The sequence below is a fragment of the Flavobacterium sp. YO64 genome, from assembly GCF_004119505.1.
GTDB lineage: Bacteria > Bacteroidota > Bacteroidia > Flavobacteriales > Flavobacteriaceae > Flavobacterium > Flavobacterium oncorhynchi.
Genome location: NZ_NRQV01000009.1, coordinates 102362 through 125411, shown reverse-complemented (window position 1 = coordinate 125411; position 23050 = coordinate 102362). Strand labels below are relative to the sequence as shown.

The following is a 23050-nucleotide window of genomic DNA, read 5'->3' as shown; positions in this document are numbered from 1 at the left end:
TCGTTTTTCGTTAATTTCCTGCAAAAATACAAAAAAACGTTTGTGATACTGTTAGATTATGATATATTTGACAAGTAATTTTTCAACAAATAATTAACATTCAACATGCCAATAACCGCTAACGATACCAAAAGAAAATCATGGTTAGAAGTACCAGAAAATAGCGACTTTCCTATTCAAAACATTCCTTTCGGTGTATTTCTTACTAAAGAAAATGTTGTGACCGTAGGAACAAGAATTGGTGATTACGCTATAGATTTAGGGGCTTTACAACAATTGAACTATTTTGCAGGAATTGATTTGACTGACGATATGTTCATGCAAGATACGCTTAATGATTTTATTTCTGATGGAAAAAAAACATGGCGTTTAGTTCGAAATCGCATTGCCGAGATTTTCGACGAAACCAATCCACAACTTAGAGATTCAACAAAAGACAGAGATATTGTTATTTTTAACATCGATGATGTAGAAATGCAGCTTCCTGTTTTAATCGGTGATTATACTGACTTTTATTCGAGCAGAGAACACGCTACAAACGTAGGGAAACTGTTCCGTGACCCTGAAAATGCGCTTTTTCCAAACTGGCTGCATATCCCAGTAGGCTATCACGGAAGAAGCTCAACAATTGTTCCGTCAGGAATTCCTGTTCACAGACCAATGGGACAAACTTTGCCGGCAGGTGAAAAATATCCTGTTTTCGGCCCGTCTCGTTTAGTTGATTTTGAATTGGAAACTGCTTTTATTACAACTGATGTCAATGTAATGGGAGAAAACATTTCAACGTATGAAGCTGAAGATTATATTTTTGGTATGGTTTTACTAAATGACTGGAGTGCGCGTGATATCCAAAGATGGGAATATGTGCCGCTTGGACCATTTTTAGCTAAAAACTTTGCAACTTCAATTTCTCCGTGGATTGTTACTATGGATGCTTTAGAGCCTTTTAGAACAAAAGGACCTAAACAAGACCCTACTCCGCTTCCATACTTACAAACAAAAGGAAAAAAAGCTTTTGATATTCATTTAGAAGTTTCAATAAAACCAGAAGAAAAGGAAGAAACTGTGGTTTCTAAATCTAATTTTAAATATTTATACTGGTCAATGAGTCAGCAATTAGCGCATCACACTTCAAACGGATGCCGCGTTAATTCGGGTGATATGATGGGCTCAGGAACTATTTCAGGACCAACTGATGATAGTTTTGGTTCTATGTTAGAATTGACTTGGGGAGGAAAAAATCCAGTTAAGCTAAATGATGGCAGCGAACGTAAATTTATTGAAGATAATGATACGGTGATTATTCGCGGTTTCTGTGAAAGTAATGAAGTACGAATTGGATTTGGAGAAGTTTCAAGCCAATTATTACCTCCATTCATCAGACAATGAAGAGCAGATCAATCTGAAGAGATATAGAAATAGAAAAACCTTGGTGAGAGCCAAGGTTTTTTTTATGTTTATTTATTTACATTTCAATCTCGCAAGAAGTTATGCTTTTTCTCATTTTTGTCATTTCGACGTAAGGAGAAATCTTCGCAAGTGACTCCGTAACAATAAGACAATCTTTATGTAGCTTCTCGTGGAGATTTCTCCTTACGTCGAAATGACAAATAGTATGTATTTACTGCTATTTAATTAAGCAGGAATTTGCTGGCTTAAACAATGCAAAGTTCCAAATCCCCAAATAAAATCAATACAGCTTATTCCTATTACTTCTCTATCAGGAAAACACTCAGCTAAAATATTTAAAGCCACGCGATCGTTGCTGTCGTTAAATGTTGGTACTAAAACGCAATTATTTAAGATTAAGAAATTAGCATAACTTGCAGGTAATCTTAAATCTTCGAAATCTACACGTTTTGGCATTGGAAGCGCTACAATAACCGGCGATTTTCCATTTTCTAATTTTGCATTTTGCAAACGTTTCAAATTATCCTGTAAAGGTTTGTAATTTGAATCGTTTTTATCTGTTTCTACAATAGTTACAATTGTATCTTCATTTACGAATCGACATAAATCATCAATATGACCGTGAGTATCATCACCTTCGATTCCATCACCCAGCCAAATTACATTCGTAACACCTAGATACTCTTTAAAAACAGCTTCGTAATCTTCTTTTGTAAAACCTTGATTTCTTACCTGAATTGTAGGATGCATCAAGCATTCTTCAGAAGTTAACAAAGTACCTTTTCCGTTTACATCTATTGCTCCGCCTTCTACGATTACTGGTTTGCCTTTGTACATAACCTGAGTTAAAGGCACATCAATAAAATCAGCTACTTTACCTGGTACGAACTTATCTAATTGATAGTTTTTGTATTTCGCCCAGCCATTAAAATTAAAATTTAACGCTTCTCGTTTTGAACCATTTTTTACAATAATGGGCCCAGAATCACGCATCCAGCTTCTGTTAGTTTTATGAATGATAAAAGAAACATTTTTAATGTTTACACGAGCTCTTTCAAGCATATCAGCCACTTTTTCTTTTAATTTCTCGTCGGCAACAACCAAAAAAACAGTTTCAAATGTTGCTACTTTTTTTATAAATTCTACAAAAGCCCATTGAACAGCTTCATATTTTCCTGGCCAGTCATTACCATTATGAGGAAAACATAATACAATTCCTTGTTGTTTTTCCCATTCTGCTGGAAATCTTCTATTATTTGTTGACATAAAAAGGTTCTATTTTGAAAGAGTACAAAGATAAACATTCGTTAGGATTTTAAAACATTTGAATAGAAATGATCTGATATTTAATACTTATTGCCTTCTAAAAATTAAGTTAAAGATTAAATAATGAAGGCTTAATATACTGCCGAGATGAGCTAATTACATTTGGCGAAACTAAAAAACTAACAAATGAAAAAATTAAGTATCACATTATTAGCAGCATTAGCTCTTATGACAAGCTGTAATAACGATGAAAACTCAAAAAATGAAGAAAACGAAGTTGTTGCAAATGAAAACCCAGCAACTTTTAAAGAAATCGGCTCAATTACAATTGGTGGAGAGGCTGCTGCCGAAATTTCTGCTTACTGCGAAAAAACAAAAAGGCTCTTTACAGTAAACAACAGCGGAACAAATCAAATTGATGTAATTGATTTGTCAGATCCAACTAGACCTGCAAAAATTGGAAAGATTGATTTAACTCCTTATGAAGGCGCATCAAACAGCGTTTCTGTTTTTAATGGTAAACTTGCTGTTGCTTTAGAATCAACAACTAATAAACAAGGAAACGGAAAAGTTGTAATTTTTAACACAAGTGATTATAGCTTAATAAAACAAGTTACTGTAGGAGCTTTACCAGATATGATCACATTTTCTCCTGATGGAAAGTTTATTATGACGGCAAATGAAGGTGAACCAAATACAGATTATTCTCAAGATCCTAACGGAACAATCTCTATTATTGATACTAATACATATACTGTTACAACCCTTGATTTCAGCTCATTCAGCGGTCAAGCTGCAGCATTAGCTAAAGATGGATTTAGAATTTCTAAGTTTGCTAAGAGTTTTGCTCAGGACATTGAACCAGAATATATTACTATTTCTGATGATTCTAAAACGGCATGGGTAACTCTTCAAGAAAATAATGGTGTTGCAAAAGTAGATTTGACTTCAAAAACGATTACTGCGATCTATCCCTTAGGTTTAAAGGATTTTAACACTGCTGAAAATGCAATTGATGTAAGCGATAAAGATGATAAAATTGCTTTTAATCCGTGGAAAGTTAAAGGAATGTATATGCCAGATGCAATTAGTCATTTTTCAGCAAATAATGTTCCTTATTTTGTTACAGCGAATGAAGGAGATGCTAGAGAATATGCGGCTTACTCAGATATTAAACGAATGAAAGATATGAAACTGGATGCTGCTGTTTTCCCAGATGCTGCAACTTTAAAATTAGAAACAAATTTAGGAAGACTTAACCTTGTTGCTGATATGGGTGATACTGATGGAGACGGCGATTTAGACCAAATGGTAAGTTTTGGCGCTCGCTCTTTCTCTATTTGGAATGGAAATACTGGAAAAATTGTTTACGACAGCAAAAATGATGTTGATAAAAAAACAAATGAATTTGGAACTTATGATGATAAACGAAGCGATGACAAAGGATCTGAGCCTGAAGCTGTAGTTGTGGCTAAAATGGGAAATCAGAACATTTTGTTCGTTGGACTTGAAAGATCAGATGCTTTTATGACTTATGATGTAACAAATCCCGCTTCACCGCAATATTTGCAAACGGTAAAAACTGGAGATGCTCCAGAAGGACTTTTATTTATACCAGCTTCAAAAAGTCCTAATAAAAGAAGTTTAGTTGTAGTAAGCAGCGAAGGTGATGGAACCCTAAAGATCTATCAGCCAGATCTTAAGTAGTCAATTTTAACAAAAATATTGAGAGGGTAAAATATTAATTTTACCCTCTTTTTTTATCAAAAATTGAGTTTTTGTTAACTAATTTACATAATTAAATGCCAAAATATGGGAATTATGTAAGACCTAATAGAACACAATCTAAAACATGAAGCATAATTTTGTCAGGAGTTTAATAATAAAAACAACTAAATTTTGATATCATGAAAAAGAAATTAGCTTCCTTATCACTTTTATTCTTAGCATTTGCTGCAAGTGCACAAAATATGGCTACGACCTCTGCACAGTCGACAGTTGATCAACCTGCTTATAACAAATGGTCCATCGAACTTAATGGCGGTGTTAACAAGCCAACGCGAACAATGACTCCTGGTTATTCTACATCAACTTTAAATCCGTTTCATGCTGATTTAGGCGTTAGATATATGTTTAATCCAAAATTTGGTGTTAAACTTGATGTTGGATACGATCAGTTTACAGAACGCGACAATACGCCAAATTTTGAAAGCAGATATGTTAGAACAAGTTTACAAGGTGTTGTAAATATTGGACGAGCTTTAAATTTTGAAACGTGGACAAATACTATCGGAATATTAGCTCATGGTGGATTTGGTGTTTCGCAAATAAGCACTGAAACGGGTTTTGGCGGTCAGGATTATATGGCGCACGGAATTGTTGGTTTAACCGGACAAATTAAAGTAAGCAACAGAGTGGCTTTGACTGGTGATCTTACGGGAATTGTAAACGGAAGACAAAACTGGAACTTTGACGGAATGGGTAATACTACAACAGGTTCATTTGATGGTGTTTTACTAAATGCCTCTGTAGGTTTGACATTTTATTTAGGTAAAAATGAAAAACATGCTGACTGGGTAAGCGAAGAAGATCGATACGGAAAATTAGAAAAAAGAGTGGACTTGATAGAGAGCGGTCTTTTGGACACGGACAAAGATGGTGTTGCCGATTTGTATGATTTAGAACCAAATTCTATTGCAGGTGTTGCTGTTAATACAAAAGGACAATCAATTGATACAAATCAAAATGGAGTACCTGATGAAATGGAAAGTTACTTAGATAAAACTTACGAAAAGAAAGGCAATGGAACTGCAACAAACAACACTGTTGAAGAATTAATTAACGGTGGTTATGTAAATGTTTACTTTGACTTCAATTCGTCTAAACCTACAAACGCTTCATTATCTGGTGTTGATTTCTTAGTGAAATATCTAAAAAACAATCCAGGAAAATCTGCAGATATTATTGGATACGCTGATGAAATTGGGAACACAAGTTACAATCAATCATTGTCTCAAAAAAGAGCTGAAGCTGTTAAAAAAGTTGTTGTTAATGCAGGTATTGATGCTTCTAGGTTAAATGTAATTGGTAATGGTGAAGACACTTCTGTAAATAAAAAATCAAAAGAAGCGCGTCAAATCGTGAGAAGAGTTACTTTCCAAGTGAAGTAATACATATAAAGCTAAAAACAAGAAAAAGAGCTGTTTCAAAAATGAAACAGCTCTTTTTTGTTATAAATAGATAAATTTTAAAATAAAATTATTGTTTATCTAAAGCTCCAGCGGAGCGAATTATTTATAGCGTATCAACAAAACAAATAAAAAAGCTCCAGCGGAGCGACATCTTTCTTAAACCTAATAAATGTCGCTCCGATTGAGCTTTATACTGTAACTATTAAATATTTCGCTTCTTCGAAGCTTAAAAAAAAGGCAAAATAATATTATTTTGCCCTTTTTATATTTATGATAAATCTAATTATCTATCGATTGCTCTTTTAGTGATGTCTCCAAAAGCGTCAATTCTTCTATCTCTAAAGAACGGCCAGTTTTGACGAACATTTTCTTGTAAATCTAGATCAACTTCTGCAATTAGAATTTCTTCTTGATCGTGAGAAGCTTGTGCTAAAATTTCACCTTGCGGACCAGCAATGAATGATGCACCCCAGAACTGAATTCCTTCTGTTCCTTCAATGTACTTTTCAAGACCAATTCTATTTGCTGCTGCAACAAAAACACCATTTGCTACTGCGTGACCTTTCATTACATTCATCCAAGCACCATATTGATTCTCTCCATATTGCTCTTTTTCTTTTGGATGCCACCCAATCGCCGTTGGATAAAATAAAACTTCTGCTCCTTTTAAAGCCGTAATACGTGCTGCTTCAGGATACCATTGATCCCAACAGATTAAAGTTCCTACAGTTCCTTTTTTAGTTTCTATTGCTTGAAAACCTAAATCTCCAGGTGTAAAGTAGAATTTTTCATAGAAATGCGGATCGTCTGGAATGTGCATTTTACGATATAAACCAGCTTCTGTACCGTCAGTATCAATAATATAAGCGCTATTATGGTAAATACCTGCCATTCTCTTTTCGAAGAAAGGAACAATAATTACTACTCCTAATTCTTTTGCCAATTCGCTGAAAGCAATAAACGAAGTGCTGTAAAGCGGTTCTGCTAGTGCAAAATTATCTACATCTTCGCTTTGGCAGAAATAATGACTGCTATATAATTCTGGAAGTAAAATAACTTCTGCTCCTTTTCCGGCAGCATCTCTTACCCAGCTGATACATTTTTTAAGATTATTTTCGGCTACGTCATTCAAGTTTAATTGAATAACCGCTATTTTATACTTTCTTTTCGGCATGACATAAAATTTAGAGTGCAAAAATAGTAAATTTTAGAGGAATGGCAAACTAAGCGTAATTGGCATTCCCAGAAAATTACAATCAAACATTTAAACAAAAATGGGTTTTAGAAAGTTTATTTTAAACGAAAACCATTTTACAATTCTCTATTTATATTTTGAATAAAACAGATATTTGCAAAATGGTCTTCCAACCTATTTTTCTTATAAGAAACTATTCAATAACCACTTTTTTAGTCAAGAATTCAGTTTCAGATTTTTTGAATTTAATTTCAAAAGTTCCTTTTTCAGCTGATTTAAATTTATAAACCGTTTTCTTAGGATCTGGAACTTGTTGTGTACAAAGTCCTGATGGGTATTTTACATCTATCTGCAGACCTTTTACTTCACCAATTTTTGTCTCAGAAATTTTTACAAATTCACCGCAAGCATTATCCACAAGATAAGTTACATCATAACTTAGTTCGTCATTTACTTTTCCTGTTTCTGGACCTTTAATTTCTGTTGCAAATGCCGCTTTTATGTTTTCAGGTGCTGCCGCTTTATCATCATCGTTGCTGCATGATACAAATGCTGTTGTTAAAAATAATACTACTAATGCTGATGTTAATCTAATACTTTTCATATAAAATAATAATTAATTGTTAATTACTATGAAGATGTATCAAAATTGAGATGGTTGCTTTTAAAGAATGTTAAAAAAAACAGCTAGCAAATAAACACTTAATAATCAATGACTTATTTTTAATAATAATTTAAAAAAATAACCGTATTTTCTATTAAAAACCAAAATATCTCGAATAGCCCCGGTAGAAACGGCATCCTTTTTCTTGCTTCTTTAGCAAGAAAAAGATAAAGTGGATAACGGGACAAAAGGTCTTAAAAAAACGCTTAGAACTGCTCAAAAAAAAACATCAGCCTCTCGACTGATGTTTCTTATAAATGAGTAATACTTCTGCTATTTTTTCTTTTTAAAGATCAATTTAAAAAGATTAACAAAACCTAAAACGACAAGTCCTAGTGCTAATCCAATTACAAATTCTTTTATAATTGATGGAATATTTATCGTTTCTGATAAGTGATGAAAATATGGAATATAGTGCACAAAGATACCTCCGGCAACTAATAATAAAGCTATTGTACCTATTACCGTTAAGCTTTTGATCACTAATGGAAGTCCTTTTACTAAAAGATTTCCAATGAATTTAGAAATACTTTTTTCTCCTTTGCTAAATTTGATAAGCTTATACCCTGCTTCATCCATTCTAACAATTAAGGCAACAATACCATAAACTCCAATTGTTGCCACCAAAGCAATGATTGACGTTACAGCTATCTGCTGTGAAATTGGTTTCCCTATAACAGTTCCAAGCGCAATAATTACGATTTCGACAGATAGAATAAAATCGGTGACAATTGCTGATTTTATTTTACCTTTTTCGGCTTCTAAAATCTGTTCTTCTGTAAAAGTTTCTTCTGTAATTCCTTCAGATTCTTCATGACTGTGAGGAAAAATAAACTCGTAAATTTTTTCAGCACCTTCATAAGCTAAGAAAAGTCCGCCTAGAACAAGAATTACAATAATTGCAATAGGAAAAAATGCACTTAACAAAAATGCAATTGGCAAAATGATAATTTTGTTAAGCAATGAACCTTTACTGATTGCCCACAATACAGGAAGTTCTCTTGAAGAAGCAAATCCTGATGCTTTTTCTGCATTTACTGCTAAATCATCGCCTAAAATTCCTGCTGTTTTCTTTGCTGCAACTTTACTCATTACGGCTACATCATCCATAATTGCTGCAATATCGTCTAGTAATACGAAAAAACCTGATGCCATTATATTTATTTTTGTTTAAATTTAGTTGTGCGAATCTAAGACTTTTTATGCTAATCTTAATACTGTAAAATCACAATTAATTCCTAACTGCACTGTCCTAACAGCACCCAAATAATTATAAAAATAAATACAGTGCTAAAACATCCGCACCCTAGTTTCTTAGCTCCATAGCCCGCAATTAATCCTCTAACTATATTATTCATATTTATCTTTTTTAAACTACTGTAAATTTGAGAATTAAAGATCAGATTGGTTTATATTACTTTAAAAAAAAGTTTCATTATTTTATGGGCATAAAAAAAACACCAGCATTTCTGCTGGTGTTTTTCTGGTGAGTAAAAAGGCGCACAGCAGTGCGTCTCTACCTTATTTTCTAGTACTAAATTATTTTACTTCGTGGGTTTGATTTCTAAAAACCAATTTTCCATCAAAAGCATCAATTAAAATAATACTATCTGTTGTAATATTGTTTGCCAAAATTTCTTTCGACAATTGGTTCAGCACTTCTCTCTGAACGATACGTTTTACTGGTCTTGCACCAAACTGTGGGTCATATCCTTTTTCAGATAAGTAAGCAACAGCCTCTGGCGTAGCATCCATTGTGATACCTTGCAGAGCAAGCATTTTTGTAACACTCTTAAGCTGCAGACTTACAATTTTCGAAATATTATCTACCGTTAATGGTGTAAATAACACAATTTCATCAATACGGTTTATAAATTCCGGACGAACGGTTTGTTTCAACAAGCCTAAAACTTCAACTTTTGCAGCTTCAGTAGTATCTTCAATGCTTCCTTTTAGATTCTCAAACTTTTCTTGTATAATCTGACTTCCCATATTAGAAGTCATGATAATAATTGTGTTTTTAAAATCGGCTAAACGACCTTTATTATCTGTTAATCGGCCTTCATCTAAAACTTGCAATAAGATATTGAAAGTATCTGGATGTGCTTTTTCTATCTCGTCTAATAAAACTACAGAATATGGTTTTCTACGAACAGCTTCTGTTAACTGACCACCTTCATCATAACCAACATATCCTGGAGGTGCACCAACCAAACGGCTTACACTGTGACGTTCTTGGTACTCGCTCATATCGATACGAGTCATAGCATTTTCATCGTCAAAAAGATATTCTGCCAATGCTTTTGCAAGTTCTGTTTTACCAACACCAGTTGTTCCTAAAAATAAGAATGTTCCAACTGGTTTTTTCAAATCTTGCAAACCTGCACGGCTTCTTCGAACGGCATCACTCACCGCTTCAATGGCCTCTTCTTGTCCTACAACACGTTTGTGCAGCTCGTCTTCAAGATGTAATAATTTTTCTCTTTCAGTTTGAAGCATCTTCATTACAGGAATTCCTGTCCATTTTGCAACAACTTCGGCAATATCTTCTCTTGTCACTTCTTCTTTAATTAAAGAAGTTCCTGATTGAAATTCTTGCAGTTGTTTTTGCAGTGCTTCAAGACGTTCTTGAGCTTCTTTTATCTTTCCGTAACGTATTTCAGCCACTTTTCCATAATCACCATCACGTTCTGCACGTTCTGCTTCATATTTAAAATCTTCAATTTCTAATTTTACAGCTTGAATTCCGTCAACAATATCTTTTTCAGATTTCCATCTAGCATAAATCTCGTTGCGTTCTTCTTTTAAATTTGCCAAATCCATGCGAAGGATTTTCAGCTTACTTTCTTCTTTCTCACGTTTTATCGCTTCAATTTCGATTTCAAGCTGCATAATTTTACGATCCAAAACATCTAATTCCTCAGGTTTTGAATTGATTTCCATACGAAGTTTTGAAGCAGCTTCGTCCATTAAGTCAATAGCTTTATCTGGTAAGAAACGGTTTGTAATATAACGCTGCGAAAGTTCAACAGCCGCAATAATAGCTTCGTCTTTAATTTGAACTTTATGATGCGTTTCGTACTTTTCTTTTATACCACGTAAAATGGAAACTGCACTTTCGGTATCTGGTTCATCAATTAATACCTTTTGGAAACGTCTTTCTAAAGCTTTATCTTTTTCAAAATACTTTTGATATTCATCCAAAGTAGTTGCTCCAATAGCTCTTAATTCACCACGAGCCAAGGCTGGTTTCAAGATATTAGCCGCATCCATTGCGCCTTCTCCTCCACCCGCACCTACAAGTGTATGAATCTCATCAATAAACAAAACGATATCACCTTCGGCAGATGTAACTTCTTTTACTACCGATTTCAAACGCTCTTCAAATTCTCCTTTAAACTTAGCTCCTGCAATCAAAGCTCCCATATCTAATGAGAAAACTATTTTATCTTTTAAGTTTTCAGGAACGTCTCCGTCAACAATTCTGTGTGCTAAACCTTCGGCAATTGCAGTTTTACCAACTCCAGGTTCACCAATCAACATTGGATTGTTTTTTGTTCTACGAGTTAAAATCTGCAATACACGTCGAATTTCTTCATCACGTCCAATAACAGGATCTAATTTTCCTGTACGAGCTAATTCGTTTAAGTTTTTAGCGTATTTATTTAATGAATTATAAGTTTCTTCGGCAGATGCAGATGTTACTCTTTCGCCTTTTCGAAGCTCTTCGATAGCGGCTTTTAAGCCTTTACCTGTAACTCCTTGATCTTTTAATATTTGTGAAACTTTGCTTTTTGAGTCGAAAATAGCTAGAATTAAATGCTCAATCGAAACATATTCGTCGTTCATTTTTTGTGCTATAATTTCGGCTTCATTCAAAGCTTTATTTGCGTCTCTAGAAAGCAGAATATCGCCTCCTGAAACTTTTGGAAAACTCTGAATTGTGCTGTCTAATATTTGTAAAAACAACGGCACATTTACATTGAGTTTTTTCAGAATAAACGGTGCAACATTTTCATCTACTTCAAAAATAGCTTTAAAAATGTGTTCGTTTTCTATTTGCTGCTGACCATTTCGTTGTGCCAACTGTTGTGACAGCTGAATGGCTTCCTGCGATTTAATTGTAAACTTGTTTATGTTCATATTTTTTCGATTTGATTGATTTATTTGCTTGATTTTCAATAGGATTAAAGTTATAATTTATTAAGTTACATTTTTAACCTAAATAATTTAACTTTGCATTTTAACAAACAAATTATATTCCACAGTAAAAAAGCAGACAAAACGACATAAAAAACAATTAAATCGTTTATTTTAAATGTCAAAAAGTCATAAAACAAGTCAAATATGAGTTTTTTAAATTCAATCTTCGGAAGTTCAGAGAACTCAGAAGCACCAAAAAGTAAAGTAAACTGGACAGAATTAACAGATATTCTTCAATTAATGGAGATCGAAGCTATCTCAAATGAAAAGCCAGTAGTTATTTTTAAGCATAGTACAAGATGCAGCATCAGCCGTATGGCTTTGAAACAATTTGAAAAAGAATTTGATCTTGAAAATGTAGTAGATGCTTATTTTCTTGATCTAATTGCCCATCGCGATATATCAAATGAAATTGCTAGCAGATTTGGGGTTTATCACGAATCTCCACAATTGATTTTAATCAAAAATGGAAAAGCCGTTTATGATGTTTCGCACAGTGATATTGATGCTGAAGCTTTGAAAAGTAAAGTATAGTTTTTTTGCCGCGAATTACACAAATTTACACCAATTAATTAGTGAAAATTTGTGTAATTCGCGGCTTGAAAATTGCTTATTTTTTTTTGATAATGGCTAAATTTAAAAACTTCCCCCAGATCCGCCGCCGCTAAATCCACCGCCGCCAAAATCCATAGGAGAATCTGTTTTTACCTCTGGTTTCATACCAAATGTTGAAGCAACAATTAAAGCTTCTGCATTTAAAATTGCATTAGAATTATTGATTCTGTCTGGTTTAAAAGTTAAACCTTCTTCTTTGTTTTTTAATTTTTGAATAGAAAAATAAGCTATCACAAACAGCACTAATCCGCCAAACGTTAATGCCATTTCGATTGGCAAAACAGAATAATAGAATCGTATAGTAAAAATTGAAAATCCTATCGCTGCAAAACTAATCCAAAGCATGATTCTGTCTTTTATTTTTAGAGCTTGAACCAAATAAACGATTGGCACTATAAACGTAAAGGCGTAAAAGAAGAAAGCAAACGGAATGTCTTGACCTGGAAGAACATCTACTCCTAAAAGCTCAAAAGAAAGTTCTCTTACCACTAAATAATTGCAAGAAAGATAGAATAGAATCAAACAAAAACTATTCGCTAATAATAATCCATTGTAATAGTACCATCCTGTTAAACTTTTAATTCTGTTTTTTGTAAAGAGATAAAACCCTGCTGATGCTAACATTGCAACAAAAGGCAAGATTGTTTTTCCTATATCGCCAATTTCAAACATTCCAAAGAATAAAACTGCAGAAGAAGCAAGACAAAAAACAAGCATCGATAATAAGTGCAGGTATCTTCTGTATGTAAGGAAAGAGGTAATAGCAACAAAAACGGCAATAATAATTTCATATCCTTCTGTAGTAATTGCGATTGCAAAACCAATATTTAAAAGGATTCCCAAAATAAAAGCATCATCTAAACCATGCCTGTAATATTTTTGATTAGTCAAAAATTCAGCACCAATAATACCAACTCCAGCAAAAAGATAACAGCAAATCTTAAAATAGAAATCTTCACCGCTGAGTCCAATTAAAGAAATAGCTCCGCAAATCGATAAATACAAAAATGATCCCAGTAGAAAAAAACCTAATCGAACCAAAATATTACTTTGACTTCTAAAGGAAGGCAATACATTCTTAATTATTTTTGCTTGTTCTTTGCTTATAAAACCACCATTTTGCAAAGTTTCAGCTTCTTCGATTAAAGCTAAATTATTCAATAGATTTTTGTCGTGTAGTATCATTCAGCTATTTCTTTATGGAAGTTTTTAATCAGTTTTATAAATAGTACAATTGAACCAATGAAATATGCCGGCAAAAGGAAAATAAAAAGTTCCCAAATATCTGAGAAATCGATGTGTTCAAAAATTCTAAACAAGACAATATTTAGTCCGATATAAGCATAAATAATTATAAAAACATACAATGACATTGCTTTCAAATCATGACTGACTTTATAAAAATAATAAGATGAAGCTGCCAAAATACAAGCAAAAATCATCCAGAAAAATTCATGATTAACTAGATTACTAATCGAAGCAATTGCTATAATATGTAAAGCAAATGTTTGAAAAATAATAGAAAAATGAGTTTTTAAATTGATTCTAAAACTATAAATCGTCCAGAGAATAAGCAAAACTCCGAGCATAATTGCCGAATAGCTTAAGTTTTGATTGTCATAGAAATTATTATTCTCATTAAAAATATCCTGCGGTGTTACGGAAAGTCCAACATAAGCCGCCAAACCTGTAACAGCAATTGTTAATACACTTTTATTATCAAAATAATAGGCACAGACAAAGCTGACGATCGTTGGTACCAAAGTAGCTAAACCGTAATGTGTTCCAAAAGGTTTATATTGAAACTGAAGATATCCAATAAAAATGCACGTCAAAATATTAGCCAATAAAACCAAATATTCTAAAACAGGATTATCAAAAGTAGTTTCTGTTTTTTGAAAGCCTTCTGAATTTTTAAAACAATAATAAAAACAGCCAGTAATAATTATAAGTAATATCGACAAAAGAGCGATATGCCCAATCGTATCAATATTATTATAAATTAAAATTCCAACTCCAGAAGTAAAAAGCAATACTGAAAAATAAAGTAATAGTTTTAATTCAGCATTTAGAGAAAATATATTTAAGCTTCTATACTTATTAATCTCTTGAAACTGATTTTCTGTAATTAGATTTTTCTCATAAAGACCTTGAGTTGCCTGTTCATCAAATTGCGTCATATTTTTAATTTAAAAATGATCAATTCTCAAATGTAAAGAATTAGGTCGAAATTTCTTAAATTCTTAAGAATATATTTCGAAACATAAAAAAACCGATTTGCATAATTTACAAATCGGTTCTATATACTTAAAAGGAAGAGCTATTATAAAGCTGCTCTCATTTTATCTTTAATAGCATCAAGACATAAATTATTTATACTGCCTTCATGCGTATGTTTGGTTTCTTTTGGAGATTTATACGTTCCTGCTTCCAATTGTTCTGCAACGGCTTTGTAAGCATCTCTAAATGGCATTCCTTCAACAACCATTTCGTTTAAAGTATCAACTGTAAATAAATAATCGTATTTTTTATCTTCTAAAATGTGGTCTTTAACTGTAATATCTTTAATCGAAAATATAGCAATATCTAAACAAGATTTTAAAGTTTGAATTGCTGGAAATAAACCTTCTTTTAAAAGTTGTAAATCTCTGTGATAACCGCTTGGAAGATTATTGGTAATTAAAGTAATCTCATAAGGAAGCGCCTGAATTTTATTGCATTTTCCTCTGATTAATTCAAAAACATCCGGATTTTTCTTGTGAGGCATAATACTTGAACCTGTTGTAAGATGTGCTGGAAGACCAATAAAATCGAAATTCTGGCTCATATACAAACAAACATCCATCGCAAATTTTGACAACGTTCCTGCAACGCTTGTCATAGCAAAAGCAACTGTTTTCTCAGCTTTTCCACGGCTCATTTGTGCTGCAACGGCATTGTATTTCAAAGTTTCGAAACCTAATTCCTGCGTCGTAAATGTTCTGTTGATTGGGAAAGAACTTCCATAACCTGCAGCAGAACCTAACGGATTCTGATCTACAATTTTAGAAGCGGCGTTCAACATTGTAATATCATCAATTAAACTTTCGGCGTAAGCAGAAAACCACATTCCGAATGACGATGGCATTGCGATTTGTAAATGCGTATAACCTGGCAATAAAACATTTTGATGTTTTTCTGCCGATTCCATTAACAAATCAAACAATGTTTTTACTTGTTCTTTTATGGCTTTTAATTCTTCTTTTAGATACAAATGAACATCTACTAAAACCTGATCGTTACGAGAACGTGCTGTGTGAATTTTCTTTCCTGTATCGCCTAGTTTTACTGTTAGAAGATATTCGATTTTAGAATGTACGTCTTCGAAACTGTCTTCGATTTCGAAATTTCCAACTACGATATCAGCAATGATTTCGTTTAATGCATCCACTAAAGAAGTTGTTTCTTCAGCAGTTAATAAACCAATCTGTCCTAACATTTTGGCATGCGCTATTGAACCTAAAGCATCATATTTTGCTAAAACCAAATCCAGTTCACGATCGTTTCCAACTGTGAATTGCTCGATTTGTTTATCTGTTGGTATTCCTTTTTCCCAAAGTTTCATAACTTAGATTTTTAGACTTCTTAGATTTTAGACTTCTTAGATTGTTTTCTAATTTAGACCTAATGTCATTGTTTATACTGATGGTATTTCTAGCCCCGATAGTAGTGGAAATCCTTTTGCGCCGGGGTTCGGTACAAAAGATTGGAACGGATAGCGGGATTAGCTCCTAAATAATATTATAATTTAAAGAAATCGGTTAGTATTTTGATGTACAAGTCGACTCCTTCTTCAATTTCATTTACAAAAATAAATTCGTCTGCTGAATGTGAACGCAATGTTTCTCCTGGTCCTAGTTTCAAAGACTGACAGCTTAAAACGGATTGATCTGAAAGTGTTGGCGAACCATACGTTGTTCTTCCTAAAGCAATTCCTGCCTGAACTAAACCGTGTGCAACTGGAATAGATGAAGCGTTTAAATGCATCGATCTTGGCGTTACTTCTGCGTTTACATTTGCTTTTACAACTTCCAAAATTTCAGCATTTGTATAGCGGTCTGTCACACGAATGTCAACCACCAAATCACATTCTGATGGAACTACATTATGTTGTTTTCCTGCATTTATCTGCGTTACGGTCATTTTTACGGGACCTAAAACGTCTGAGATTTTGTCGAATTTATAGTTTTTAAACCATTCCATTACGGGAATTGATTTATATAATGCATTATCCTCGTTTTGATGTGCGGCGTGGCTTGCGGTTCCTTTTACTTTTACGTCCAAAACCAATAAACCTTTTTCGGCAACTGCCAATTGCATTAATGTTGGTTCTCCAACAATGGCGCAATCTAATTCTGGCAAGCTTTTCAAGACGCTGTTTAATCCATTTTTCCCGCTGCTTTCTTCTTCGGCGGAAGCCACAATAACAATATTATGAGAAAGATTTTGATTTTCGTAAAAATGAACAAACGTTGCTAATAATGAAACTAGACATCCTCCTGCATCATTACTTCCTAGTCCAAATAATTTTCCGTCTTTTTCAATCGCTTTAAACGGATCGTTTGTGTAAGCTTGATTTGGTCTTACGGTATCGTGATGTGAATTAAGTAAAAGTGTTGGTTTATTTTCGTCGAAATACTTGTTGAAAGCCCACACATTATTGTTTTCTCTTTTGAAAGGAATCTCGTTTTGATTGAACCAATTTTCGATTAAAAGAGCTGTTTGGTCTTCTTCACTTGAAAATGAAGGGATTTCGATTAAGCTTTTTAATAAACTAATTGCTTCCTGGGTAAGCGTATCTATACTTTTCATAAGTTTGGTTTCTTTGCCACGAAGGCGCGAAGTCACAAAGTTTTTTAATTCAAATCTGTGACATTTTTGATTTGCGCAAATTTCTAAAATTAATATTTAAAAGCACTGCGCAATTCTGTTTTTTTGCCACTAATTGCACGAATTTTCACGAATTATTTTTTTGTAACAGATTTAAAATCAAAATAAACTTTTTACTGTATGTCTAAAATTATTTTCTCTTTTAACAGTAAAATTAGAGTCAATTTGTGGCAACATTTTTTATAATGTAATCGTTGTATGCGGAATATCTGGGTTCTGAAGCATTTTGTGATGCCCAATTTTGATTTTCTGCACGCCTCTTGATAAACTATTGAAGCAATTATCCAGTTTCGGAATCATTCCAGAATGGATTACTTTTTCTTCTTTTAGTTGATTATATAATGTTTCGTTGATTTCTGTTATTACAGATGACTCGTCTTCTGAATCCATCAAAACGCCTTGTTTTTCAAAACAGTAAGTCAGCGTAACATCAAAGACTTCAGACAATGCAATTGATAATTCGCTAGCGATTGTATCTGCATTAGTGTTTAACAATTGCCCATTTTTATCGTGTGTAATCGCACAGAAAACAGGAACAACTCCAGCTTCTAATAAAGTTGCCAATAATTGGGTGTTGACTTGTTTTACATCGCCTACAAATCCATAATCGATTGTTGGGTGATTTCTTTTTGTTGACTGAATCAAATTTCCGTCAGCACCAGAAAAACCAATTGCGTTATTGTCTTTTGCCTGCAATTGCGCTACAATATATTTATTGATTTGTCCGGCGTAAATCATTACCACGACGTCAAGCATTGGAGCATCTGTGATTCGGCGTCCGTCAATCATTTGCGGAACCAAACCTATACTCTGCGCCATTTTTGTAGCCGATTTTCCACCTCCGTGAACTAAAACTTTATGACCTTCAATTTTAGAAAAATCGGTTAAGAATTGCTCTAATTCTGCCGGATTGTCGATGATGTTTCCACCTATTTTTATTACTGATACGTTCATTTCTTTTAAGGTTCAAAGAGGCAGAGGTGCAAAGGTTCAAAGGTTTTTCTCAAGGCTGTAAAACCTCTGAACCTTTGCCACTTTGAGCCTTTGCACCTAAATTTACAATTTCTTAAGAATCTTTTGTAAAACTAATTGTGCTGAATATGTTCTATTATTCGCTTGTTCAATTACGATTGAATTTTCTCCGTCTAAAACTTCATCGCTTACAATCACGTTACGACGAACCGGAAGACAGTGCATGAATTTTCCGTTGTTGGTTAAAGCCATTTTCTCGGCTGTAACTGTCCAATTTGGATCGCTGTTGGTTACTTTTCCGTAATCGTTGAAGTTGCTCCAGTTTTTTACGTAAACGAAATCGGCATTTTCGAAAGCTTTGTTTTGATCGTATTCAATTGTGCAATCTTGTGTGATTTCCGGACTTAATTCGTAACCTTCTGGATGTGTGATTACAAAATCCATATCTTTTTGCATTTGCATCATTTCTACAAATGAATTTGCAACTGCCTGTGGTAAAGCTTTAGGATGCGGTGCCCATGAAAGCACTACTTTTGGTTTATGCTTCGTTTTGAATTCTTCCATTGTAATCGCGTCCGCTAGCGATTGCATCGGATGACGAACAGCACTTTCCATATTTACAATTGGCACAGTAGCGTATTTCAGGAATCCTGAAATTACAGTTTCCTGATAATCTTTTTCTTTATCTACCAAACCTGCAAAAGCACGGATTGCGATGATATCACAATATTGAGAAACTACTTCTGCAGCTTCTTTAATATGTTCTGAAGCGCCGGAATTCATAACGGCTCCGTCTTCGAATTCCAAAGTCCACCCTTCGTTGGTAAAATTCATTACCATAACGTTCATTCCTAAGTTTAAAGCTGCTTTTTGAGTGCTCAAACGCGTTCTTAAACTCGGATTGAAGAATAACATTCCTAAGGTTTTGTTTTTACCTAACTTTTTATTTTTAAGCGGATCTTTTTTAATCTTGATCGCACTTTTAACCCATTTTGATAATGAGTCAATGTCTTTTATTGAAATATAGTTCATTTGTTTTCTGTTTAATCGGTTAATCGTTGATTTGTTTAATCGTTTTGCTACTTAAACAAATCTAACTTTTATCCATTTTGTTTTTTTAATGTTCTTTTTCTAATCGATTAACCGAATTAACGATTAAACAATTAAACCTTTTTACACGATTTTAGTAAACGGAATTTCGTCTTTTAAAGCCTTTAGAATAAAATTATCATTTAATCCATTCACAATCCAGGTTTCGATATTCGCTGTTTTTGCTATTCCGGCTGCTTCTATTTTAGATTGCATTCCTCCTGTTCCGTGTGATGATTTTGAATCTCCTATTTCTTTTTCCAGTGTCTTTAAATCATTAACCAACTTAATCGTTTCCGGATTTTCATCATGAATCGAATCTTTAGTATAAATTCCGTTTGTATTTGTGGCAATGATTAGAATATCAACATTTAACAACACTGCCGTCAAAGCCGCTAATTTATCATTATCTCCAAACCTAATTTCATCTGTGGCAACGGTATCATTTTCGTTGATAATCGGGATGTAATTGTTTTTAACTAATACATTAATGGTATTTACAATGTTCTTTTTGGTCTGCTCTTTTTCGAAATCAGAGTAAGAAAGTAAACACTGAGAAGTGTGCAATCCCAAATCCTTAAAATTTTCATTGTAAATCCGCATTAAATGAGGCTGTCCGATTGAAGCCAAAGCCTGTTTCACAAAAACATCTTTATCCTGATTATCCAGCTTTACAAATTGCTTTGCCGCCGCAATTGCTCCTGAACTCACTATGATAAATTCATATTCGTCGTTTAAAGCCGCAATCTGTATGCCGAGGTCTTCAATCTTTCCCCGCGAAATATGATTGGTTTCTTTGGTTAAAGTATTACTTCCTATTTTTAATAAAATCCTTTTTTTTGACATGCTATCTTTTTTAACCGCAAAGGGCGCAAGGTTTTTTTATATTGCTTGTGTTTACAAACGCTAAGTTCGCAAAGCTTTATCTATAGTTAAATTCCAATAAATAAATTCCAAATTCCAATAATCTCAAATCGAAAATCGTTAATCATCAATCTAAAACCTGAATTCTAAAATCTACAATTATCTTATTTGTCCTTCTCCGTAAACGTACCATTTGTTCGTTACCAGATGCTGAAGGCCAATTGGACCACGCTGATGCAATTTATCGGTGCTTATGGCTAATTCTCCGCCTAAACCAAATTGTCCGCCGTCTGTAAAACGGGTTGAGGCATTTTGGTACACTGCTGCGGTATCTACGGCATCCATAAATTCTTGTGCAGCTTTATCATCTTTTGTTATAATTACAGCCGAATGTCCACCACAATATTTATTAATTTTTTCAATTGCATTTTCTTCAGAATCAATTGTTCCAATCACAATTTTATAATCTAAAAATTCCTCGTACCAAATATCTTCATTTTGAAGTGTTTTCGTATTTTCAAAATCCTCCAATGATTTATCGACAATAATTTCCACTTTTGATTCGTCTAATGTTTCAATTAACATTGCTGCAAAAGCTTCAAAATTGGGCAATTTAGAATCTATTAAAACCTTATCAACTGCATTACATGCTGATATTTTAGCTGTTTTAGCATTCAAAATAACTTTTAAAGCCAAATCAGTATCTGCATCTTTATGAACGTAAACAAAATTATTACCGCGCCCGCTTACAATTACGGGACAGGTGGCATGTGCTTTTACAAATTCAATTAATTTTTCTCCACCTCTCGGAACAATTAAATCAACTTTTTGAGTTGGTTTTTCTAAAAATGCCTGAGTTTCTGTTCTGTTGTAATTCAGATATTCCACCCAGTCTTTTGAAACTCCGTTTTCTTCCAAAGCTTTGTGCCAAAGACTTACAATTTTCAGATTTGATTTTAAAGATTCTTTTCCACCTTTCAACAAAATCTTATTTCCCGATTTAAAAGCGATTCCGCCCGCTTCGATTGTAACGTCCGGACGAGATTCGTAAATAATTAAAATCGTTCCGAAAGCGGCAGTTTTATTCACCACTTTTATTCCATTATCATGAGTAAAGTGAAAACGCTCAACACCAACAGGATCTTCCTGAGAAGCCAATTGGTTCAATGATAAAATCATTTCATCAACTTTTTTATCATCTACTTTTAAGCGTTCTTCCATCGCTAAATCTGAGCCGTTATAATCGGCAAGATCTTCCTGATTAGTTAGGATTATCTCATTCCGCTCCTGCTCGACCAGCTTTGCCATAGCTCGCAAAACCGCATTGCGTTTTTCAATTGATAATGGATTCATAATTTCTAGTTGGTTGGTTGTTTTTTGGTTTGTTTCTTTTTTGTAGAAACCTAAATTTTATACCTGACGGGTTTTAAAAACCTGTCAGGTTTACGTAATGAAAATTAGTTTTTTAATTCTTCTAAACTTTCTTTTAGAGCTTTTACAAACGTATCTATATCAGCTTTTTTCACAGTTAAGGGTGGTAAAATTCTTAATAGATTTTTATTATTCGCGCTTCCTGTAAAAATGTGTTTTTCAATGATTAATTTCTTTCTTAAAGCCGCTACATCAAAATCAAATTCAACTCCAAGCATTAAGCCTTTTCCTTTTACTTGTTTAATGCCTTCTACTTCTTTGATTTTTTCTAGGAAATATTCATAAACTTCATTTACATTTTTCTGTAAATCTAATTTTTCAATTACATCTAAAACTGCAATTCCAGCTGCACAAGATAAATGGCTTCCGCCGAAAGTAGTTCCTAATAAGCCAAAACTTGCTTCGAATTTTGGCGAGATCAAAATTGCTCCAACAGGAAAACCATTACCCATTCCTTTTGCAACTGAAATAATATCAGCATTGATTCCGTGGTGTTGGAACGCGAAGAATTTCCCGCTTCTTCCGTATCCTGATTGTACTTCATCTAAAATCAAAACCACATCGTGTTTTTTACATGCTTTTTCTAAAGCCTGAAAAAATTCTGTCGTTCCTTGATCTAAACCTCCAACTCCTTGAATTCCTTCGATAATTACGGCTGTAACATCGCCTTTAGCCAATTCAGCTTCAACTAATTCGATTTGATTTAATGGTAAAAAGGTAACTACTTGCTGTGCATTAATTGGCGCAACAATTTTTTTGTTATCTGTAACAGCAACGGCTGCAGAAGTTCTTCCGTGGAAAGAATTATCAAAAGCTACAACTCTTGATTTTCCGTTATGGAAAGAAGCTAGTTTTAAAGCATTTTCGTTTGCTTCAGCTCCAGAACTGCATAAAAACAATTCGAAATCTTCAAGACCAGAAAGCTTTCCTAATTTCTGTGCCAATTCCACCTGTAAAGGATTCTGAATTGCATTTGAATAAAAACCTAAATTATCTATCTGATTCTTCAATTTTGCTACATAATCCGGTTGTGTGTGTCCGATAGAAATCACACCATGTCCGCTGTATAAATCTAAATATTCTACTCCTTTGTCGTCAATAATTGTACAATCTACTGCTTTTACTGGAGTTATGTCGTATAATGGGTAAACGTTGAATAAGTTCATGTGTTTTTTTGTTTAAAGTTTCAGGTTTCAGGTTTCAAGTTGCGCACAGAACGTG

Annotated in this window: 18 protein-coding genes; 4 read left to right on the top strand and 14 right to left on the bottom strand. The window is 33.6% G+C overall.

Annotation, left to right across the window (positions count from 1 at the left end; translation table 11 throughout):
- Positions 1-105 precede the first annotated feature (105 nt).
- The gene (gene fahA / locus BOW57_RS08595) at positions 106-1389 is read left to right on the top strand and encodes a fumarylacetoacetase (RefSeq protein WP_089055799.1); all 1284 of its coding nucleotides are present in this window, start codon (positions 106-108) and stop codon (positions 1387-1389) included.
- Between the two features lie 246 nt (positions 1390-1635).
- Here the strand turns inward: fahA and BOW57_RS08590 are convergent, their stop codons facing one another.
- The gene (locus BOW57_RS08590; protein WP_089055800.1) at positions 1636-2676 is read right to left on the bottom strand and encodes an agmatine/peptidylarginine deiminase; all 1041 of its coding nucleotides are present in this window, start codon (positions 2674-2676) and stop codon (positions 1636-1638) included.
- A gap of 186 nt (positions 2677-2862) precedes the next feature.
- Here BOW57_RS08590 and BOW57_RS08585 point away from each other — a divergent pair, with 186 nt between their 5' ends.
- Both BOW57_RS08585 and BOW57_RS08580 read left to right on the top strand, forming a co-directional pair.
- Positions 2863-4383 (top strand): choice-of-anchor I family protein, encoded by a 1521-nt coding sequence (locus tag BOW57_RS08585; protein ID WP_129053777.1) that lies wholly within the window; start codon positions 2863-2865, stop codon positions 4381-4383.
- Between the two features lie 200 nt (positions 4384-4583).
- Positions 4584-5846 (top strand): OmpA family protein, encoded by a 1263-nt coding sequence (locus BOW57_RS08580; RefSeq protein WP_129053776.1) that lies wholly within the window; start codon positions 4584-4586, stop codon positions 5844-5846.
- 304 nt (positions 5847-6150) lie between these two features.
- Here BOW57_RS08580 and BOW57_RS08575 read toward each other — a convergent pair whose 3' ends face one another.
- From BOW57_RS08575 to clpB, 4 genes are all read right to left on the bottom strand, one after another.
- On the bottom strand, positions 6151-7041 hold the full coding sequence (locus BOW57_RS08575) for a carbon-nitrogen hydrolase (RefSeq protein ID WP_089055803.1): 891 nt from the start codon (positions 7039-7041) through the stop codon (positions 6151-6153).
- Positions 7042-7255: 214 nt separating this feature from the next.
- Complete coding sequence (locus BOW57_RS08570; protein WP_129053775.1) at positions 7256-7666, bottom strand: hypothetical protein; 411 nt, start codon at positions 7664-7666, stop codon at positions 7256-7258.
- A 333-nt stretch (positions 7667-7999) separates the two neighbouring features.
- Entirely contained in the window at positions 8000-8881 is an 882-nt protein-coding gene (locus tag BOW57_RS08565; RefSeq protein WP_129053774.1) for a DUF808 domain-containing protein, read from the bottom strand.
- Between the two features lie 384 nt (positions 8882-9265).
- Complete coding sequence (gene clpB, locus BOW57_RS08560; RefSeq protein WP_089055806.1) at positions 9266-11869, bottom strand: ATP-dependent chaperone ClpB; 2604 nt, start codon at positions 11867-11869, stop codon at positions 9266-9268.
- Between the two features lie 204 nt (positions 11870-12073).
- Between clpB and ytxJ the strand changes: the two genes are divergently transcribed.
- A complete protein-coding gene (gene ytxJ, locus BOW57_RS08555) occupies positions 12074-12463 on the top strand; it encodes a bacillithiol system redox-active protein YtxJ (protein ID WP_129053773.1) in 390 nt (129 codons plus the stop codon).
- Positions 12464-12565: 102 nt separating this feature from the next.
- Here the strand turns inward: ytxJ and BOW57_RS08550 are convergent, their stop codons facing one another.
- From BOW57_RS08550 to BOW57_RS08510, 9 genes are all read right to left on the bottom strand, one after another.
- Positions 12566-13729 carry a hypothetical protein gene (locus BOW57_RS08550; protein ID WP_129053772.1) on the bottom strand — a complete coding sequence of 388 codons (1164 nt, stop codon included), beginning with the start codon at positions 13727-13729 and terminating at the stop codon, positions 12566-12568.
- A complete protein-coding gene (locus BOW57_RS08545; protein WP_129053771.1) occupies positions 13726-14724 on the bottom strand; it encodes a DUF2157 domain-containing protein in 999 nt (332 codons plus the stop codon). Before BOW57_RS08545 ends, BOW57_RS08550 begins: the two co-directional genes overlap by 4 nt.
- Before the next feature lie 143 nt (positions 14725-14867).
- Positions 14868-16148: an argininosuccinate lyase gene (gene argH / locus BOW57_RS08540; RefSeq protein WP_129053770.1), complete on the bottom strand. Its 1281-nt coding sequence runs from the start codon at positions 16146-16148 to the stop codon at positions 14868-14870.
- A 176-nt stretch (positions 16149-16324) separates the two neighbouring features.
- Entirely contained in the window at positions 16325-17395 is a 1071-nt protein-coding gene (locus tag BOW57_RS08535) for a M20 family metallo-hydrolase (protein WP_129053769.1), read from the bottom strand.
- 258 nt (positions 17396-17653) lie between these two features.
- Positions 17654-18427 carry an acetylglutamate kinase gene (argB, locus tag BOW57_RS08530; RefSeq protein ID WP_129053768.1) on the bottom strand — a complete coding sequence of 258 codons (774 nt, stop codon included), beginning with the start codon at positions 18425-18427 and terminating at the stop codon, positions 17654-17656.
- A 102-nt stretch (positions 18428-18529) separates the two neighbouring features.
- A complete protein-coding gene (locus BOW57_RS08525; protein WP_129053767.1) occupies positions 18530-19477 on the bottom strand; it encodes an N-acetylornithine carbamoyltransferase in 948 nt (315 codons plus the stop codon).
- Between the two features lie 141 nt (positions 19478-19618).
- Positions 19619-20380 (bottom strand): glutamate 5-kinase, encoded by a 762-nt coding sequence (gene proB / locus BOW57_RS08520; protein WP_129053766.1) that lies wholly within the window; start codon positions 20378-20380, stop codon positions 19619-19621.
- Positions 20381-20557: 177 nt separating this feature from the next.
- The gene (locus BOW57_RS08515; protein WP_241687418.1) at positions 20558-21751 is read right to left on the bottom strand and encodes a glutamate-5-semialdehyde dehydrogenase; all 1194 of its coding nucleotides are present in this window, start codon (positions 21749-21751) and stop codon (positions 20558-20560) included.
- 104 nt (positions 21752-21855) lie between these two features.
- Positions 21856-22995, bottom strand: coding sequence for an aspartate aminotransferase family protein (locus BOW57_RS08510; RefSeq protein WP_129053764.1), 1140 nt, complete (start codon positions 22993-22995; stop codon positions 21856-21858).
- Positions 22996-23050 lie beyond the last annotated feature (55 nt).

Excerpts from the sequence above, each read along its gene's own strand:
- fahA (WP_089055799.1), top strand. The coding sequence starts at position 106 with ATGCCAATAACCGCTAACGATACCAAAAGAAAATCATGGTTAGAAGTA.
- BOW57_RS08590 (WP_089055800.1), bottom strand. The coding sequence starts at position 2,676 with ATGTCAACAAATAATAGAAGATTTCCAGCAGAATGGGAAAAACAACAA.
- BOW57_RS08585 (WP_129053777.1), top strand. The coding sequence starts at position 2,863 with ATGAAAAAATTAAGTATCACATTATTAGCAGCATTAGCTCTTATGACA.
- BOW57_RS08580 (WP_129053776.1), top strand. The coding sequence starts at position 4,584 with ATGAAAAAGAAATTAGCTTCCTTATCACTTTTATTCTTAGCATTTGCT.
- BOW57_RS08575 (WP_089055803.1), bottom strand. The coding sequence starts at position 7,041 with ATGCCGAAAAGAAAGTATAAAATAGCGGTTATTCAATTAAACTTGAAT.
- BOW57_RS08570 (WP_129053775.1), bottom strand. The coding sequence starts at position 7,666 with ATGAAAAGTATTAGATTAACATCAGCATTAGTAGTATTATTTTTAACA.
- BOW57_RS08565 (WP_129053774.1), bottom strand. The coding sequence starts at position 8,881 with ATGGCATCAGGTTTTTTCGTATTACTAGACGATATTGCAGCAATTATG.
- clpB (WP_089055806.1), bottom strand. The coding sequence starts at position 11,869 with ATGAACATAAACAAGTTTACAATTAAATCGCAGGAAGCCATTCAGCTG.
- ytxJ (WP_129053773.1), top strand. The coding sequence starts at position 12,074 with ATGAGTTTTTTAAATTCAATCTTCGGAAGTTCAGAGAACTCAGAAGCA.
- BOW57_RS08550 (WP_129053772.1), bottom strand. The coding sequence starts at position 13,729 with ATGATACTACACGACAAAAATCTATTGAATAATTTAGCTTTAATCGAA.
- BOW57_RS08545 (WP_129053771.1), bottom strand. The coding sequence starts at position 14,724 with ATGACGCAATTTGATGAACAGGCAACTCAAGGTCTTTATGAGAAAAAT.
- argH (WP_129053770.1), bottom strand. The coding sequence starts at position 16,148 with ATGAAACTTTGGGAAAAAGGAATACCAACAGATAAACAAATCGAGCAA.
- BOW57_RS08535 (WP_129053769.1), bottom strand. The coding sequence starts at position 17,395 with ATGAAAAGTATAGATACGCTTACCCAGGAAGCAATTAGTTTATTAAAA.
- argB (WP_129053768.1), bottom strand. The coding sequence starts at position 18,427 with ATGAACGTATCAGTAATAAAAATAGGTGGAAACATCATCGACAATCCG.
- BOW57_RS08525 (WP_129053767.1), bottom strand. The coding sequence starts at position 19,477 with ATGAACTATATTTCAATAAAAGACATTGACTCATTATCAAAATGGGTT.
- proB (WP_129053766.1), bottom strand. The coding sequence starts at position 20,380 with ATGTCAAAAAAAAGGATTTTATTAAAAATAGGAAGTAATACTTTAACC.
- BOW57_RS08515 (WP_241687418.1), bottom strand. The coding sequence starts at position 21,751 with ATGAATCCATTATCAATTGAAAAACGCAATGCGGTTTTGCGAGCTATG.
- BOW57_RS08510 (WP_129053764.1), bottom strand. The coding sequence starts at position 22,995 with ATGAACTTATTCAACGTTTACCCATTATACGACATAACTCCAGTAAAA.